Raw genomic sequence first — 15,721 nt, forward strand, 5'->3', positions numbered from 1 at the left:
ATGAGCAAGAACCTTTTCATCATTCTGTTTCCCCTGATCGGGGCACTGATTGCCGGACTCTTCGGTCGGTATCTCAGTAAGTGGATGTGTCAGATGACGACCATTGTCGGCATGCTGCTCTCCACACTGTTATCCATCACGGTCTTTTTTCAAGTTGCCGTGGGAGATGGCCCGATTATCCACGAGGAGGTGTTCTCCTGGATCGTCTCTGGGGATTTCAAGGTTTCGTTCGGTATCTTGATCGACCGGATGACCGCCATCATGCTGATCGTTGTTTCAGGGATATCGACCCTGATCCACATCTATTCGGTTGGCTACATGGAAGATGACCCGGATAACCCCCGGTTCTTCGCCTATCTCTCTTTCTTTACCTTTGCCATGCTGATGCTGGTTACCGGCGACAACTTTCTCCAGCTCTTCTTCGGCTGGGAAGGGGTCGGTCTGGCTTCCTATCTGCTGATTGGCTTCTGGTTTAAGAAAGAGTCCGCCTGTAATGCTGCCATCAAAGCTTTCCTGGTCAACCGGGTTGGCGACTTCGGCTTCGCTCTGGGTATTTTTGCCATCTTCATGGTCTTTGGAACCCTCAACTACCAAGAGGTGTTTCAGATGGCCGGGACCGGGCAATATCCCCAGACCGTCGACTTTTTGATCTTCGGGCAGGTTGAGACCATCACCCTGATCACCTTGTTGCTCTTCATCGGTGCCATGGGTAAGTCGGCTCAGCTTGGGCTCCATGTCTGGCTCCCCGACGCCATGGAAGGTCCGACCCCGGTTTCTGCTCTGATTCACGCTGCCACCATGGTGACTGCCGGTGTCTTCCTGGTCTGTCGTGCTTCCCCGCTCTTCGAGCTTTCCGAGACCTCCTTGATGGTCGTCACCATCGTCGGAGCCTCGACAGCTTTCTTTGCTGCGACCGTGGGGATGGTACAAAATGACATCAAGAAGGTGATTGCCTACTCCACCTGTTCCCAGCTGGGCTATATGTTCTTCGCCGCTGGTGTCTCTGCCTACGCTGCAGCGATGTTTCACCTGATGACCCATGCCTTCTTCAAAGCCCTGCTCTTCCTTGGGGCCGGTGCAGTGATTCACGCCATGCACCACGAACAGGACATGCGCAAGATGGGGGGGCTGATCAAAAAAATCCCCATCACCTACGCCATCATGATGATTGGCACCTTGGCCCTGACCGGATTTCCCTACCTCTTCGCCGGTTTTTATTCCAAAGATGCCATACTCGAATCCGCCTTTGCAGCACATACAGGTCCGGGAATGTATGCCTGGATTTTGGGTATCATTGCCGCTGGTATGACCACCTTCTACTCATTCCGACTGGTGTTCATGACCTTCCACGGCAAACCGGCTGATCAGCACGCTTATGATCACGCCCATGAAGCGCCATGGACCATGCGGGGGCCCCTTTTGGTGCTGTCAGTTGGTGCGGTCTTTGCCGGGCTGATCGGGCTGCCGATGATTCATGCTGGCTGGTTTGGTGATGCCATTGTGTTGGCTCCTGGTCACAACGCCCTTGAAAATGCCCATCATGTTGGCTTTTTCGTTAAGTGGCTGCCCTTCGGTATGTTTCTGTTGGGGGTGATTTTCTCTTACATCCTCTACATGAAGTCTCCGCATATACCAGGCAACCTGGCTGCCAAATGGAACAAGACCTACAATTTCCTTGTGAACGCCTGGTATTTCGACCGGCTCTATAGTCGGATCTTCATCGAGCCTGCCAAGTCCATCGGCAAAGGGCTCTGGAAAACCGGTGATGAAAACATTATCGATGGATATGGCATCAATGGCCTCGCCGCTACTGTCGTGCGATGGGCCAAAGGGATGGGACAGCTGCAAACTGGCTATGTCTACCACTACGCGTTTGCCATGATCATCGGTGTCATGGCGCTCGTGACCTTCTATCCCTGATGTTCGGACCCTTAGTGAACAAAAGCCCCTGCGGGAATCTTAGGCTATGCTGAGTCTGGTTACTTTTCTACCACTGATCGGCGCCCTGGCCATTTTCATTCTGGTCCGGAACAACGTCGAACTTGCCAAAAAAGTCGCTCTGGGAACGTCGGTTCTGACGTTTCTGCTTTGCTTGCGGCTTTATGCAGGCTTCGACACAACTATTGCGACCTTTCAGTTTACTGAAGAAGCCAACTGGCTACCCGCCTTTGGGGTTTACTACCGCATGGGCATCGATGGCATCAGTCTGCCATTTGTTCTCCTCACCGCTCTACTCACGCCCATCTGTATTTTGGCCTCATGGGATGTGATCCAGAAGCATGTGCGGGAGTACATGATCGCCTTCCTGGCTTTGGAAAGTTTCGTGATTGGGGTGTTTTGCGCTCTCGATTTCGTCCTTTTCTACATCCTCTGGGAAGCGATGTTGATTCCGATGTTTTTGATCATCGGAGTGTGGGGGGGACCCAGGCGCGTCTACGCGGCACTCAAGTTTTTCCTCTACACGCTGGCTGGCTCGGTGTTGATGTTGATCGCCGTGCTCTCCATCTCCATCAAAGGGGGCACCTTCTCCATTCCGGATCTGATGGAGATTCCCTTTGGCTTCAACTTCCAAGCCTGGATCTTTTTAGGTTTTTTTATATCCTTCGCAGTCAAGGTGCCCATGTGGCCCTTCCATACCTGGCTGCCGGACGCCCATGTGGAAGCCCCCACAGCAGGCTCCGTTATCCTGGCTGGTATTCTGCTGAAAATGGGTGCCTACGGTTTCCTGCGTTTTTCCATTCCGATGTTGCCAGATGCCACGCGCTTTTTCGTGCCCCTCGTCTTTGGTCTTTCGATGGTGGCCATCGTTTATACCGCGCTGGTCGCCCTCGTTCAGTCCGACTTGAAAAAATTGATCGCCTACTCCTCGGTCTCCCATATGGGGTTTGTCACCGTGGGGCTTTTCTCCCTGAATCAACAAGGGGTGGAAGGATCCATTCTTCAGATGGTCAACCACGGTATCGTCTCAGGCGCACTCTTCCTATTGGTTGGTGTCGTCTATGATCGACTCCACACCCGGGAGATTGCCCGCTACGGCGGTTTGGTCATACGGATGCCGGTCTATGCTGTTATCTTCATGCTCTTCACCATGGCCTCGGTTGGGCTTCCTGGCACCAACGGCTTCGTCGGAGAATTCCTGATTCTTGTCGGAGCCTTTCTAGCCAACAAGGCGGTGGCGACTGTGGCCGCTACAGGTGTGGTTCTTGGTGCTGCATATATGTTGTGGATGTATAAGAAAGTGGTCTTAGGTGACATTCGCCACGACGATGTCAAGGCCATGATGGACATGAACAAGCGGGAGATCGCCATGTTCGTGCCGTTGATCGTGTTGGTCTTCTGGATTGGATTTTATCCCGGACCATTTTTGGATATGTTCCACGTCTCTGTAGAGCACCTGCTGATTCAGGCCAATACTGTAAAAACAGGATCAGCCGCCCTGGCCATGTATTGAAGACGGGACTTCCAGGGACCCACTATTCATACCAATCGTAGGGCAGTTGAAAGCTCTCCCGGTGTGAGACCTCAATGACCCGACTGCTTTGGAGCCTCTGAAAGAAATGCCAGTCCAAATGCCGGATATCGATCTTTCGCTGCTTCTGCCCGAAATCATCATCACCCTGGCTGGTGCAGCACTACTGCTTGCAAGCGCTTGGCTGGGCAAGGACGGCCAGCGCAAGATAGGGCTGGCCGCCATCGCAGCAATAGCCGTGGCAGCCCTCTTTTCCATTGTTGGGGGGAATGGTCAAGCGGTTGAGACCACCTTTGGCGGCTTTTTTGTCGCCGACTATTTCTCAGTCTTCATGAAGGTGCTGATGTATCTGGCCACCATCATGGCGATTCTTCTGGGGTGGGACTACTCCAAGCGAATCGGTATAGCCAACGGTGAATTCTACGTTCTGACCCTGTTTTCCCTGTTGGGTGCCATGATCATGGCTTCGAGCGGTGATTTTCTCACCCTCTACCTTGGTCTTGAACTGATGTCCCTCTCCATCTACATCCTGGCTGCTTATCGTCGGGACGATCCCAAATCCAACGAGGCGGGTCTTAAATATTTTCTGCTGGGCTCCCTTGCTTCCGGCCTGCTCCTCTACGGCATTTCCATGATTTATGGCAACACCGGCACGACTCTCTTTAGTGAGCTGCCTGCCATCTTGCAACAAGGACATTTGAGTGCCGGGTTGGGGCTGGGTCTGGTTCTCGTGATCGCCGGTTTGGCTTTTAAGATTGCCGCTGCACCCTTTCACATGTGGGCACCTGACGTTTACGAAGGGGCACCCACCTCGGTGACAGCTTTCATGGCGGTTCTTCCCAAACTCGCCGCCTTCGCCGCTATCTATCGCATCCTACCCGGGGCTTTTGGCCATTTGCAGGAGCAGTGGAGCACCATTCTCCAGCTCTTGGCTCTGCTGTCACTGGCTGTAGGTGCCTTTGCCGCCATCGTACAAACCAACATCAAACGCATGTTGGCTTACTCCTCCATCGGTCATGTGGGCTATGCCCTGATCGGATTGGCTGCTGGGGGGGCTGAGGGTTTTCAAGCGGTTCTGGTCTACCTCGCCATCTATATCTTTATGAACCTGGGAGCCTTTGCTCTGATCCTGGTCTTGAATCACGATGGGGAGTTCGGCGAATCCATTACCGACTATAAAGGCTTGGCCCATAAAAGACCGCTCCTTGGCTTTCTTATGGCGATGTTTATGTTTTCCATGGCAGGCATCCCACCTCTGGCAGGATTTGTCGGTAAGTTTTATGTCTTCATGGCCGCCGTCAAGTCCGGCATGCTGGGAGTAGCCATCATGGGCGTGCTCTTCTCCGCCGTGGGTGCCTTCTACTATCTTCGCATTGTCAAATTCATGTACTTCGACCAAGCCGAAGATGATTTCAAAATGCCGGTTACCTCCTACAGTCGCGTGGTGATCGCCGTGAGCAGTTTTGTCGTTCTGGTGTGGGGAATCTTCCCCGGGTATCTTCTCTCCTGGACAGAGGCATCCATTCAGAACTTTCTATGATACGCGACCGTATCTGAATGAACCTTCCTCCTGAAAAATCAACCCCTCTGCTGGATCAAGGCAGGGGGGTTTCTGTTTTTTGACATGAGTGATTCTTCCACTTTTCCCTTGGCAGCGACGATCCGGCAGGAGATGGATCAGTTTGGCTTGAAGCTCCCCTTCAGGCGTTTTATGGAGTTGGCTCTTTACCACCCTTTGCATGGCTACTATATGGGGGCCAGAACCCGCCTGGGGCGTGAAGGGGATTTTGTCACTGCCCCGGAAATGACCTCCCTGTTTGGGGAGTTGTTGACTCTGGAATGGATCCGGGTCTGGGAAGCCTTGGGCAAGCCGTCTGTTTTTCAGGTGGTGGAAGGTGGGGGGGGAAGTGGCCGCCTTGCTGGAGATATCTTGCGGACTGCCAAAAGATTTCCTCAATTTAATGCTGCTCTGCACTATATATTATTGGAGAAAAGCCCCGATTTTCGTTCCGAGCAAAAAAAATATCTTCAGGAGATGCTACTGGAGGAGGAAAAGGTTCAGTGGTTGAGCGATCCTGATGAATTGGCCGATCGGTCGATTCATGGGGTGATTTTTTCCAATGAACTTTTGGATGCCTTTCCAGTGCACTGGGTTGAAATGACCACGGAGGGGCTCAAGGAATTGGCTGTGGTTTCAGGGGGGGAGGGGTTTGAAACCAACCTGATTGAACCTGTGTCACCTCTTGTTTCAAACTATTTTGAGTCGATTGGAGTGGATCTGGCTGTAGGCTATCGTACCGAGGTGGGGCTTCCTGGCTGTCGATGGGTGGAGCAGATGGCGGGCAAGATAGCCAGAGGCCTGATGGTAACGATCGATTATGGCTACACCAGTCGGGAATATTATGCGCCGTTGCGGGCAGGTGGAACCCTTGTAGGCCATCGGGGGCACCATCGGGTAGATGACCCCCTGCTCTATCCGGGGCAGATGGATCTGACGGCGCATGTGGATTTTTCAGCCTTGGCCCGATCTGGTGTGGCGGGCGGGCTTACCACCTATGGCTATACAACCCAAGCGTGGTATCTGATGGGTGTTGGCATGTTGGAGCGGTTGGAGATGGTTTTGGCGAAGGAAGGGTTGGATTCCGCCAAGGGGGCTGAGCTTCGACAAGCTGTCATGCGTCTTATCCTGCCCCAGGAGATGGGGGAGCGATTCAAGGTTTTGGTCCAGGGAAGAGGGATGGAAATCGGCGGGCTTTTGGGTTTCCGATTGAACAATCAACGTGATCGCCTTTGATCCGCCAAGCATTGATGATAGATTATGACAAGTTTAAACAATAGTCGGCATAGGATCGGTCAATGACAGGTCATCAATCAATGGCGCAGAGGTTGGTGTGATGGGCATCATGAATGGCAAGCGGGGTGTGATTTTTGGGGTAGCCAATGAGCGGTCCATTGCCTGGGCGATTGCTCGGGCCTGCCACCGTGAAGGGGCTGATCTGGCCTTTACCTATCTGGGTGAGGCGCTGGAAAAACGCGTTCGCCCATTGGCCGAACAGGTGGAATCCGACCTGTTGTTTCCCTGTAATGTGGGCTCTGATGCTGAAATAAAAGAGGTGTTCGAGCAACTGGGAGCACGCTGGGGTGGGGTCGATTTTGTGGTGCACGCCGTTGCTTTTGCCAATAAAGAGGAATTAAAGGGTCACTATGTCCAGACCAGCCGGGAAGGTTTTCACCTGGCGATGGATATTTCGGTCTATTCCCTGACGGCTATCTGTCGAGAGGCCGCTCCTCTCATGAAAGCGGGGGGCAGCGTGGTGACGCTCTCCTATCTGGGGGCCGAGCGGGTGATGCCCCACTACAATGTCATGGGAGTGGCCAAGTCGGCTCTTGAGGCCAGCACCCGTTATCTGGCAGCTGATCTGGGCCCTGGTGGTATTCGCGTCAACGCCATCTCCGCCGGTCCCATCAAAACCCTGGCCGCCTCCGGTATTGGGGATTTTAAATCCATATTGAACTGGAACCGGGATAACGCCCCCATGCGACGCAACGTCGATGCCTCCGAAGTGGGTGAGGCGGCCCTTTTCCTGCTCTCTGATCATGGTAGTGGAATCACTGGTGAAGTTCTCCATGTCGATGTTGGTTATCACATCGTCGGCATGAAGGCGGTGGATGACTGACGGTATGTCTGGTAACGGTTTCGGACTGTTGTTCAGAGTGACCTCCTTTGGTGAGAGCCACGGCCCTGCCATCGGCGCGGTGGTGGAAGGGTGTCCTCCAGGGTTACCCCTGACTGAGCAGGATCTTCAGACTGATCTCGACCGTCGAAGGCCTGGTCAAAGCCGTCACACGACCCAGCGCCAGGAAGCGGACCAGGTACGCATCCTCTCCGGGGTGTTCGAAGGGGTCACCACGGGCACCCCCATCGGTCTGCTCATCGAAAACAGCGATCAGCGCTCCCGGGATTATTCCGCTATCAAGGATCTCTTTCGGCCTGGTCACGCCGACTATACCTACTGGAAAAAATATGGGGTTCGGGATTACCGGGGTGGGGGGCGCTCCTCAGCCAGGGAAACCGCCATGCGGGTGGCTGCCGGGGGGATTGCCAAAAAGCTGCTCTCAAGCCAAGGTATCTCCATTCGCGGTGCTCTGATCGGTATGGGAGGTCATAAAATTGACCGGGCGCGGTGGGATTGGCAGGAGGTGGGGCGCAACCCTTTCTTTTGTCCTGATGCCCTGGCGGCAGAACAATTTGCCGACGAACTTGACGCCATTCGCAAGGCAGGGGATTCAGTGGGGGCCTTGCTGGAGGTCGTGGCCCAAGGGGTTCCGGCTGGATTGGGGGAGCCGATATTTGATCGACTGGATGCTGATTTGGCCAAGGCATTGATGTCCATCAACGCCGTTAAGGGGGTCGAAATTGGTGCTGGCATGGCTGCAGCCGATGGCACCGGATCGGCTATGGCTGACGAAATGTTTCCCGGTGATGGTACTGGGGAGGTTCAATTTTCAAGTAACCATGCGGGAGGGATCCTGGGGGGGATTTCCAGTGGCCAGGAGATTGTGATGCGCCTGGCCGTCAAACCGACCTCTTCCATCAGCGTGCCCCGACAAACCGTAGACATCCATGGCAACCCTGCCCAGATCGTTACCAAAGGGCGCCACGACCCCTGCGTGGGCATTCGGGCTGTGCCTGTTGCTGAAGCCATGGTCGCTCTGGTGTTGATCGATCATTTTTTACAGTTCAAAAGCCGTAATGAGCTTGTTACAGGGACCTTCATGCCCTGACCCTCCCCTGCCTGGAGATCCATTTCTTCATTTTCCGTCGTTCACAAAAACATCCTGTTTTTGTCCTCCTTTTTCCCTGTTCTCTTGGTATTGCGGGGAATTTTCCCACCATTCCTGTCCCGATTTTCCCTCACCATTCCAGTCAGCCTCCTGTCGATAAGGATGTGAGGCAATGATTATGAGAAAAAATTTCTCCTTAGTTGGTATTCACCTTGACCATGCCCACCCTATATGGGCTATCATCTGACATAAAAGTACAATTGTATTTTACGGACAGTTTTTTGATGATAATTTTATGTCTTATTTATCCCTTCAGGGGGCCGGTGGAGAGGTAGGCCATTCCGGCTTGGCACCCTCCCAAGGTAAGGAGGTGGTCATGATTTGCAGACCGTTCTTGGTTTGAAAACATATGATCCAGTAGGACTCATGGGGAGTGGGCTGTCCAGCCTATCTTGCTATTTTGAGTGTTGGGCCAACTTGAGGCTGGGATCTGGCATTCCTTGCCAACGATTTCTGATTAAAGAGGCCAAGCAAAGGGGTAAGGTAGGAGCCTGATCTAAATAGACATTGAAATGCGGGGCTCTGGCAGAATGACAGACCTCACCAGCCAGCTTTGCCTCAATAAAAAATTGACGATTATTCCAGGTTTTTTTACTCCCATGGCAGGTGAGTAGAGATCCCCATTTTTAATGCCATCACCCTGCCTTTTGAAATAAGCCGGGTAGTCCTTGAAAGCTCTCGATATTTTTCAGGATTTTTTCTGGAGTTACAGGAAGAGGGAAGGGCCTTATCCAGAAATGCCGTTGGTTTGATCGTGTCGGCATTTTTCGGTTTCTTCCAGCCTGAGGTCGAGATGTCGCCTGGATTGTTTTAACTGCTGGAAGTATGGGAAATGATCCCTTATCAATTCCTGTCCCGGAACTTTCAATCCTATATCGTTTCAAAGGGATATCGTGATTCAGGATCTTCATGCCTTGCAGGAATTTATGACAAGAAAAAAATGTAAAAATTGGTCCTGAAAGTGTCTGGTATAGAACTGGAAGAAGAGGTCAGTAGCGAAATGGGTCTGGTTGGAAAGGAGACCGTTTCTTGATTGAGTCGGTGTTGGAACATCCTGGCGTTGGTGATTTCGACTTTATAAAAGGGAAAAAACCAGAAAACTTCTTGACAATTGGAAAAGAAAAAAAATAATTATAGTAAGAAGGGATTTAATTAAAGAAAGGGAAATGAGATGTCATCTGATTTAGTCAAGCACGCCGCCGAGATTGTCGGTGCCTACGTTTCAAATAATGAAATACGAGCTAACGAGGTGCCCGGTTTGATTAATCAAATTTACGGCACCCTGAGCAGCCTCTCCGGGGGAAAACTTGAGGAGATGGCTTATCCGGTCCCTCATCCGATAGCTGACGAGTCGGCCAAACAGGAAAAAAATAGTGCCGAAGGAAAAAGCATTGCAGCAACTTCACGCAAACCTGCTCCTAAAATCAAGCCCAAGCCTGCCGTCGCCATCGATAAGGCTGTACGGGAAGATGCGGTAACCTGCCTGATTTGCGGCAAGGCCTGTCAGGCGCTCAAAGGTCATCTGACCCGCTCCCACAAGGTCAATGTCGATGACTATCGGCAGATGTTTGACTTGCCTAAAGATTTTCCTCTGGTTTCACCCTCCTATTCCGCTCGACGGCGCCAGTTGGCTATTGATGCCGGATTGGGGGAAAAGCTGCGTGAATCCCGCAAGGAAAAGCGTTCAAAAAAAAACAAACCCTAACAGGTGGATAGCTGGATTCTGATTGCTGCAAGGGGTGGGCAGGCGGTTTGAAGGATTGATGATTAGGATAAAAAAAACGGGCCTTTCCATGGGGAAGACCCGTTTTTTTTGGCGTTTTTTTGGACACCCGTTTGGTTCAGGGCTGGTTGAGTGGTCGTGGGAGATTATCGCCAGGGAGGGCTTGGCGGTGGGGCTGTTTTTTCTATAGCCATTCCCATTAAGAGCTGGATGTATACCGTTGCACTTTTGCCGTTATTGCCGCGAAGGTGGGAATAGGGGGCTTGGCACGAACCTTTCCAAACCTTGACCACCTTCACCTGATTTTCTGAAGAGTTGATTGTTTCTTGAGGGCCATCATTATTTCCCTGGATCCTCACTTTTGCAGGGGGGACGCGTCAGAGAAGAGTGTCCAATTCTTAAGGTGGGCCTGCTATACCAGGGCTAAACGGATGCTGACTGTAGGAACGGTATTTTGTTTTCTTCATCAGAATTGTCTTTGCTGCCAAAGCGGGTTTTATTGGTTTTCCAGGATGGTTTTCAAGTAGCTTCCAGTCCAGGAGCCTTTTTTGTTGGCGACGATCTCCGGGGAGCCTTCCGCCACCACGCATCCCCCTTTTTCACCCCCCTCCGGTCCCAAGTCGATAATCCAGTCGGCACACTTGATGACATCCAGGTTGTGCTCGATGACGACGATGGTGTTGCCTGATTCCACCAGTCGTTGCAACACCTCCAACAGCTTGCGGATGTCGTCAAAGTGCAGGCCGGTGGTGGGTTCATCCAAAATATAGAGGGTTCGGCCCGTCGCGCGTTTGGAGAGTTCCCGGGCAATTTTGACCCGCTGGGCCTCCCCCCCGGAGAGGGTGGTGGCGGCCTGTCCCAGGCGGATATAACCGAGGCCGACATCCATCAGGGTGCTGAGTTTATTGCGTACGGCCGGGAAGGCGGTAAAGAGCTCCAGGGCTTCTTCCACCGTGAGATTCAATGCCTGGGAGATGGAGAGGCCCTTGAAAAGAATTTCCAGGGTTTCCCGGTTGTATCGGGAGCCATCGCACAGATCGCAGGTGACGAAAATGTCCGGTAAAAAAAGCATTTCGATTTTGGAAAGGCCTTCACCGGCACACGCTTCACACCGGCCTCCCTTGACGTTGAAGCTGAAGCGTCCCGGCTTATAACCCCTGGCCCGGGCCTCGGGAACCGCTGCAAAGAGCTCTCGGATGGGGGTGAAGAGCCCGGTGTAGGTGGCTGGGTTGGAGCGGGGGGTGCGACCGATGGGGGATTGGTCGATGTGGATCACCTTGTCCAGCTGGGAGAGCCCTTGAATCCGGTCAAACACGCCGGAGGCGACCCGGGCGGAGTGGAGCCGTTGGGCCAGAGCCGGGTAGAGGGTATCCAGTATCAGACTTGATTTGCCGGAACCTGAAACCCCGGTGATGCAGTTGAATAGCCCCAGAGGCAGGGTGGCGTCGACTTTGCGCAGGTTGTGGGTGGCGACTCCTGACAGAGAGATGATCCGTTTCAGGTCCGGCTCTCGCCGTTTTTCAGGGATGGCGATGGTCAACTTGCCGGAGAGATATTGGCCGGTGAGGGAGTTGGCCGATTGGGTGATCACCTCAGGTTTGCCGCTGGCCACCACCTCTCCCCCGTGCTCTCCCGCTCGCGGTCCCATATCCACCAGATAGTCGGCACAGCGGATCGCCTCTTCGTCGTGTTCTACCACCACCACGGTGTTCCCCAGATCCCGAAGCTTGAAGAGGGTATCCAGCAGGCGGCGGTTATCCCGTTGGTGGAGACCGATACTGGGCTCATCCAGGATGTAGAGCACCCCTGTGAGCCCGGAGCCGATTTGGTTGGCCAGGCGTATCCGCTGCCCTTCCCCACCGCTCAGAGTGGCTGCTGAGCGGTTTAAGGTGAGATAATCGAGGCCGACGGAGATGAGAAAACCCAAACGGTCCTGCACCTCCTTGAGAATTCGCCGGGCGATTTCTGTTTCCCGGGGGGTGAGCTTCAGGTCGTGGAGGAATGTCTGGGCGTGGTCCAGGTGGAGGGCTGAAAATTCGGCGATGTTTTTTTGGCCCACCCGAATATGCAAAGCTTCCTTGCGCAGTCGCTGTCCCTGGCAGGTGGGGCAGGGGGAGCCGGAGCGATATTGGCGCAACTCTTCCCGCACTTCGTCGGATTCGGTTTCGACATAGCGTTTTTCCAGCAGGTCGAGAATGCCCTCCCACTGCTGGTGGACCGTGCGCCGTCGGCGTCGAAAACCGCGATATTTAAAACGGATTTTTTCCTCCCCACCGCCGTTTAACAACACTTCCCGGTCCCCTTCGGGCAGATCTGTCCAGGGGGTGCGGATGTCGATGCCGAAATGTTCGGCCACGGTATAGAGAATTTCCCGGGATTGGTGGGCTGTGGGTTTGGCCCAGGGGGCGACGGCTCCACCCCGGAGGGTGAGGTCGGGGTTGGGGACCACCAGTTCCGGGTCAAAATATTCTTCGCTACCCAGTCCACCGCAGCGGGTGCAGGCCCCAAAAGGATTGTTGAAGGAAAAGAGCCGGGGCTCGATTTCCGGATAGGAGATGTTGCAGCGGATGCAGGCGTGGCGTTCGGAAAAGAGAATTTCCCGGGCTTCGGCGCCGGGAATGAGCACGTTGACAATGCCTTCGGTGAGTCCCAGAGCGGTCTCCAGGGAGTCGGCCAGTCGGGCTTCAATGCCGGGTTTGACCACCAGCCGGTCCACCACCACGGCGATGGTGTGTTTGATTTTGCGGTTTAAGGCTGGGACTTCATTGATCTCATGGGTTTCGCCATCCACCAGCACCCGGGTGAATCCCTGTTTTTGCAGCTGGGCAAACTCCTTGCGATACTCTCCCTTGCGACCCATGACGATGGGAGCGGTGAGGAGCATGCGGGTTTTTTCCGGCAGATCCAGCAGGGCATCCACCATCTGGCTGATGGTCTGGCTTTCGATGGGATCGCCACAGCCATGACAGAAAGGTTTGCCGATGCGGGCAAAGAGCAGGCGCAGATAGTCGTGAATCTCCGTCACCGTACCCACCGTGGAACGGGGGTTTTTGGAGGTGGATTTTTGTTCGATGGAGATGGACGGGGAGAGACCCTCGATGGCATCCACGTCGGGTTTGGAGCGCATGCTCAAAAATTGCCGGGCATAGGCTGAGAGGGACTCCACATAGCGCCGTTGCCCTTCCGCCGACAGGGTGTCGAAGGCCAGGGAGGATTTGCCGGAGCCGGAGACGCCGGTGATGACGGTAAGGGCATCGGTGGGCAGCTCCAGGTTGATGTTTTTTAAATTATGCTCCCGGGCACCCCGGATGATGATTTTCTTTGGTTTCATGGCGGACAGTGGGGGTGAAAAAATGCTCCAATGTTATGCGGTGGATATCCGGTGACGGACGCTGCTACGCCTTCTTGCCGCAGAGGGCGCCATCTTTTGGGGAGACAGCGAAGGGGGGCGTCAGGTCGGTGGTTGAGAGGGGCAGTCGTTGGTTTAGTGGCTTCACCTTAAAATTGCTGGCCCCTGCTCCGCAACCATTCCCGATGGGGTCGGGCGGTTTTCCGGCTCTTGAGTGGGTCATATGCAGCAGATTGGGGCATTTGACACATTTTTTTGATGGAGTAGGGAACAAATTCTCCCCAAAATCAACTCTATCAGTGGATGGCCGGGAATCTGCACTGGGAAAATCCTCTTGGGGTAAAAATGTCAGATATCATTTTTCCAGCCTCTGAAGGGAGGTAGGCGACACGTGATCCGGATTTCCGGTGTAATCGATCTTGGGCGATGGCCTGTGAAATGGGGGCTTGTGCTTGTGATCGTGGGGTTTTTTGGGTTTTCTCACAAGGCGTATCCCGAGGACGTAACCTCCAAAGAAGCCAGAGAGGTGTTCCTGGCGGTTGGACCCAAACCCCTTACCCCCTTCCAGCTGATCGATCATCGGGGTGGGTCATTTGGCCCGGAACAGTTTGGGGGCTATTGGAGTCTGCTGTTTTTCGGTTATACTTTTTGTCCCGATATTTGCCCCACGGTGATGGGGGATTTGGAGGGTGTTTTTGTAGAATTTGAAGAGAGAAGGGCGCTGGACGAAAGCTTGCGGGCGATTTTTATCTCGGTGGATCCCAAGCGGGATGACCCGGAGCGGGTGGGCGCGTATGTCGACTATTTTCACCCCGCATTTGTCGGGCTCACTGGTGATCCCAAAGAGATACAAGCTCTGGCAACTCAGGTGGGGGCTGTCTATTTTATCAGGCCGGGGCAGGAGGAAGAGGATTATCTGGTCTCTCACACCGCTTCGGTTTTTTTGATCGATCCCAAGGGGCGCTTTGTGGGGATTTTTCCAGCTCCCCATGAACCCCGGAAACTGGCTGAACGTTTTATTCAAATACGAAAACAACACGAAGGAGAAACACCATGAAATATCTGTTGGGGCTGTTTGCGGCCCTGGTCTGTGGATTTGGGGTGCAGAGTGGGGCTGTAGCGATGGATGGCAGCCATACCGTACATGTGGATAAGGCCTGGGTGCGGGCAGCACCTCCCAATGCCGCAGTGATGGCAGGTTATTTTATCCTCATGAACGGTTCCAATACCGAGCAGGTACTGACCGGTGCCAAAAGCGATCAGTTCAACAAGGTGGAGATCCATCGCACTGAAATGCACGATGGCATGGCGCACATGATCGAGCAAAAAGAGCTTAAGATCGGTGTGAACAAAGAGGTGATGCTCCGTCCTGGTGGCTTGCATCTGATGCTGATCGGCCCCAAGGCCCCCATCAAGGAAGGGGATACCGTGGAGATGGTCCTCACCTTTGGCAGCGGCGAGGAGATGGTCGTGAGTGCTCCCGTGAAAAAAGGCCCCATGGGCAAGATGAAAATGGGTGGCAAGGAGATGGATCACTCCAAGCCCATGGATCACTCCAAGCACATGATGAAGCATTGATGATTTGATCCATTGGGTGCGGGGGTGAAACAAGCGCAGCCAAAGCCCCCCGTGCCCGATGGATGAGCCCCACCTCTGCTGGCCAAGGCACGCCTGTCAGCCCATCCTGGCCCAGCTCTCCCATTGGATTTTCTTTTCAGCGCCCTCCTGGTTTTAGCCAAAGCCCCTTTTTATATGCGATCCCTTTGGGTTGGCCTCTTGGGCTATCTCTGATCCCATGATCTGATCAGCGACGGTTTGCGCTTGTTTCCATCATGTTCTAAATTGTCCACACTTTTCGGATGAAGTGTCACCAAAAATGTGCCGGATAAGGAGAAAAGGATGGCTTTGATATCCCGTAAATGGCTTGTTGGATTGTTTGTGGCTTGGTTTTCTCTGCCGTTTTTGGTGGGAAGTGGCGAAGCTTTGGCTGAAACGCAACTCTGTCCTTTACACAACGCTCCCATGCTTTCCGGGGAGTCGCTGGCCCAAAAGGGTGGGGAGGAGAACACCCTGGCGGCTGTGGGTCAGTCCGTTTTGGTTGAAGATGAAACCAGCGGTGGGGAGAATTCTCCAAAAGGTCGTGTTTGTAAAAAAGGAGTGCAGGATCCTGCGCCGATGAGCGGTGCCTCCGGTGGCTGCGGTAAGATGGCTGGTGGATCTGGTGGCTGTTGCAAGATGGCTGGTGGATCCGGTGGTTGCGGTAAGATGGCTGGTGGATCTGGTGGCTGTTGCAAGATGGCTGGTGGATCCGGTGGTTGCGGTAAGATGGCTGGTG

Annotated in this window: 11 protein-coding genes; 10 read left to right on the forward strand and 1 reads right to left on the reverse strand. The window is 53.7% G+C overall.

The annotated features are described in order from the left end of the window. The 7 genes from nuoL to HQL52_01390 all read left to right on the forward strand — a co-directional run bounded on the left by nuoL (position 1) and on the right by HQL52_01390 (position 10,019). Complete coding sequence (gene nuoL / locus HQL52_01360) at positions 1–1,920, forward strand: NADH-quinone oxidoreductase subunit L (GenBank protein MBF0368076.1); 1,920 nt, start codon at positions 1–3, stop codon at positions 1,918–1,920. A gap of 46 nt (positions 1,921–1,966) precedes the next feature. Further along, entirely contained in the window at positions 1,967–3,451 is a 1,485-nt protein-coding gene (locus HQL52_01365) for an NADH-quinone oxidoreductase subunit M (protein MBF0368077.1), read from the forward strand. 106 nt (positions 3,452–3,557) lie between these two features. Continuing rightward, positions 3,558–5,009 carry an NADH-quinone oxidoreductase subunit NuoN gene (nuoN, locus tag HQL52_01370; GenBank protein ID MBF0368078.1) on the forward strand — a complete coding sequence of 484 codons (1,452 nt, stop codon included), beginning with the start codon at positions 3,558–3,560 and terminating at the stop codon, positions 5,007–5,009. An 84-nt stretch (positions 5,010–5,093) separates the two neighbouring features. Beyond that, the gene (locus HQL52_01375; GenBank protein ID MBF0368079.1) at positions 5,094–6,263 is read left to right on the forward strand and encodes an SAM-dependent methyltransferase; all 1,170 of its coding nucleotides are present in this window, start codon (positions 5,094–5,096) and stop codon (positions 6,261–6,263) included. Positions 6,264–6,363: 100 nt separating this feature from the next. Further along, the gene (locus HQL52_01380; GenBank protein ID MBF0368080.1) at positions 6,364–7,146 is read left to right on the forward strand and encodes an enoyl-ACP reductase; all 783 of its coding nucleotides are present in this window, start codon (positions 6,364–6,366) and stop codon (positions 7,144–7,146) included. Between the two features lie 4 nt (positions 7,147–7,150). Then, the gene (gene aroC, locus HQL52_01385; GenBank protein MBF0368081.1) at positions 7,151–8,254 is read left to right on the forward strand and encodes a chorismate synthase; all 1,104 of its coding nucleotides are present in this window, start codon (positions 7,151–7,153) and stop codon (positions 8,252–8,254) included. A gap of 1,231 nt (positions 8,255–9,485) precedes the next feature. Then, positions 9,486–10,019 carry a MucR family transcriptional regulator gene (locus tag HQL52_01390; GenBank protein MBF0368082.1) on the forward strand — a complete coding sequence of 178 codons (534 nt, stop codon included), beginning with the start codon at positions 9,486–9,488 and terminating at the stop codon, positions 10,017–10,019. Between the two features lie 514 nt (positions 10,020–10,533). Here HQL52_01390 and uvrA read toward each other — a convergent pair. Further along, complete coding sequence (uvrA, locus tag HQL52_01395) at positions 10,534–13,368, reverse strand: excinuclease ABC subunit UvrA (GenBank protein ID MBF0368083.1); 2,835 nt, start codon at positions 13,366–13,368, stop codon at positions 10,534–10,536. 544 nt (positions 13,369–13,912) lie between these two features. On the opposite strand from uvrA, the gene HQL52_01400 reads away from it, so the two are divergent. The 3 genes from HQL52_01400 to HQL52_01410 form a co-directional block, all read left to right on the forward strand. Beyond that, positions 13,913–14,443, forward strand: coding sequence for an SCO family protein (locus HQL52_01400; protein MBF0368084.1), 531 nt, complete (start codon positions 13,913–13,915; stop codon positions 14,441–14,443). Beyond that, on the forward strand, positions 14,440–14,964 hold the full coding sequence (locus HQL52_01405; protein MBF0368085.1) for a copper chaperone PCu(A)C: 525 nt from the start codon (positions 14,440–14,442) through the stop codon (positions 14,962–14,964). Before HQL52_01400 ends, HQL52_01405 begins: the two co-directional genes overlap by 4 nt. A 321-nt stretch (positions 14,965–15,285) precedes the next feature. Beyond that, on the forward strand, positions 15,286–15,721 hold a 436-nt coding region (locus tag HQL52_01410), incomplete at its 3' end, for a hypothetical protein (GenBank protein ID MBF0368086.1).

It is taken from the genome of Magnetococcales bacterium (genome assembly GCA_015232395.1).
Classification (GTDB): Bacteria; Pseudomonadota; Magnetococcia; order Magnetococcales; family JADFZT01; genus JADFZT01.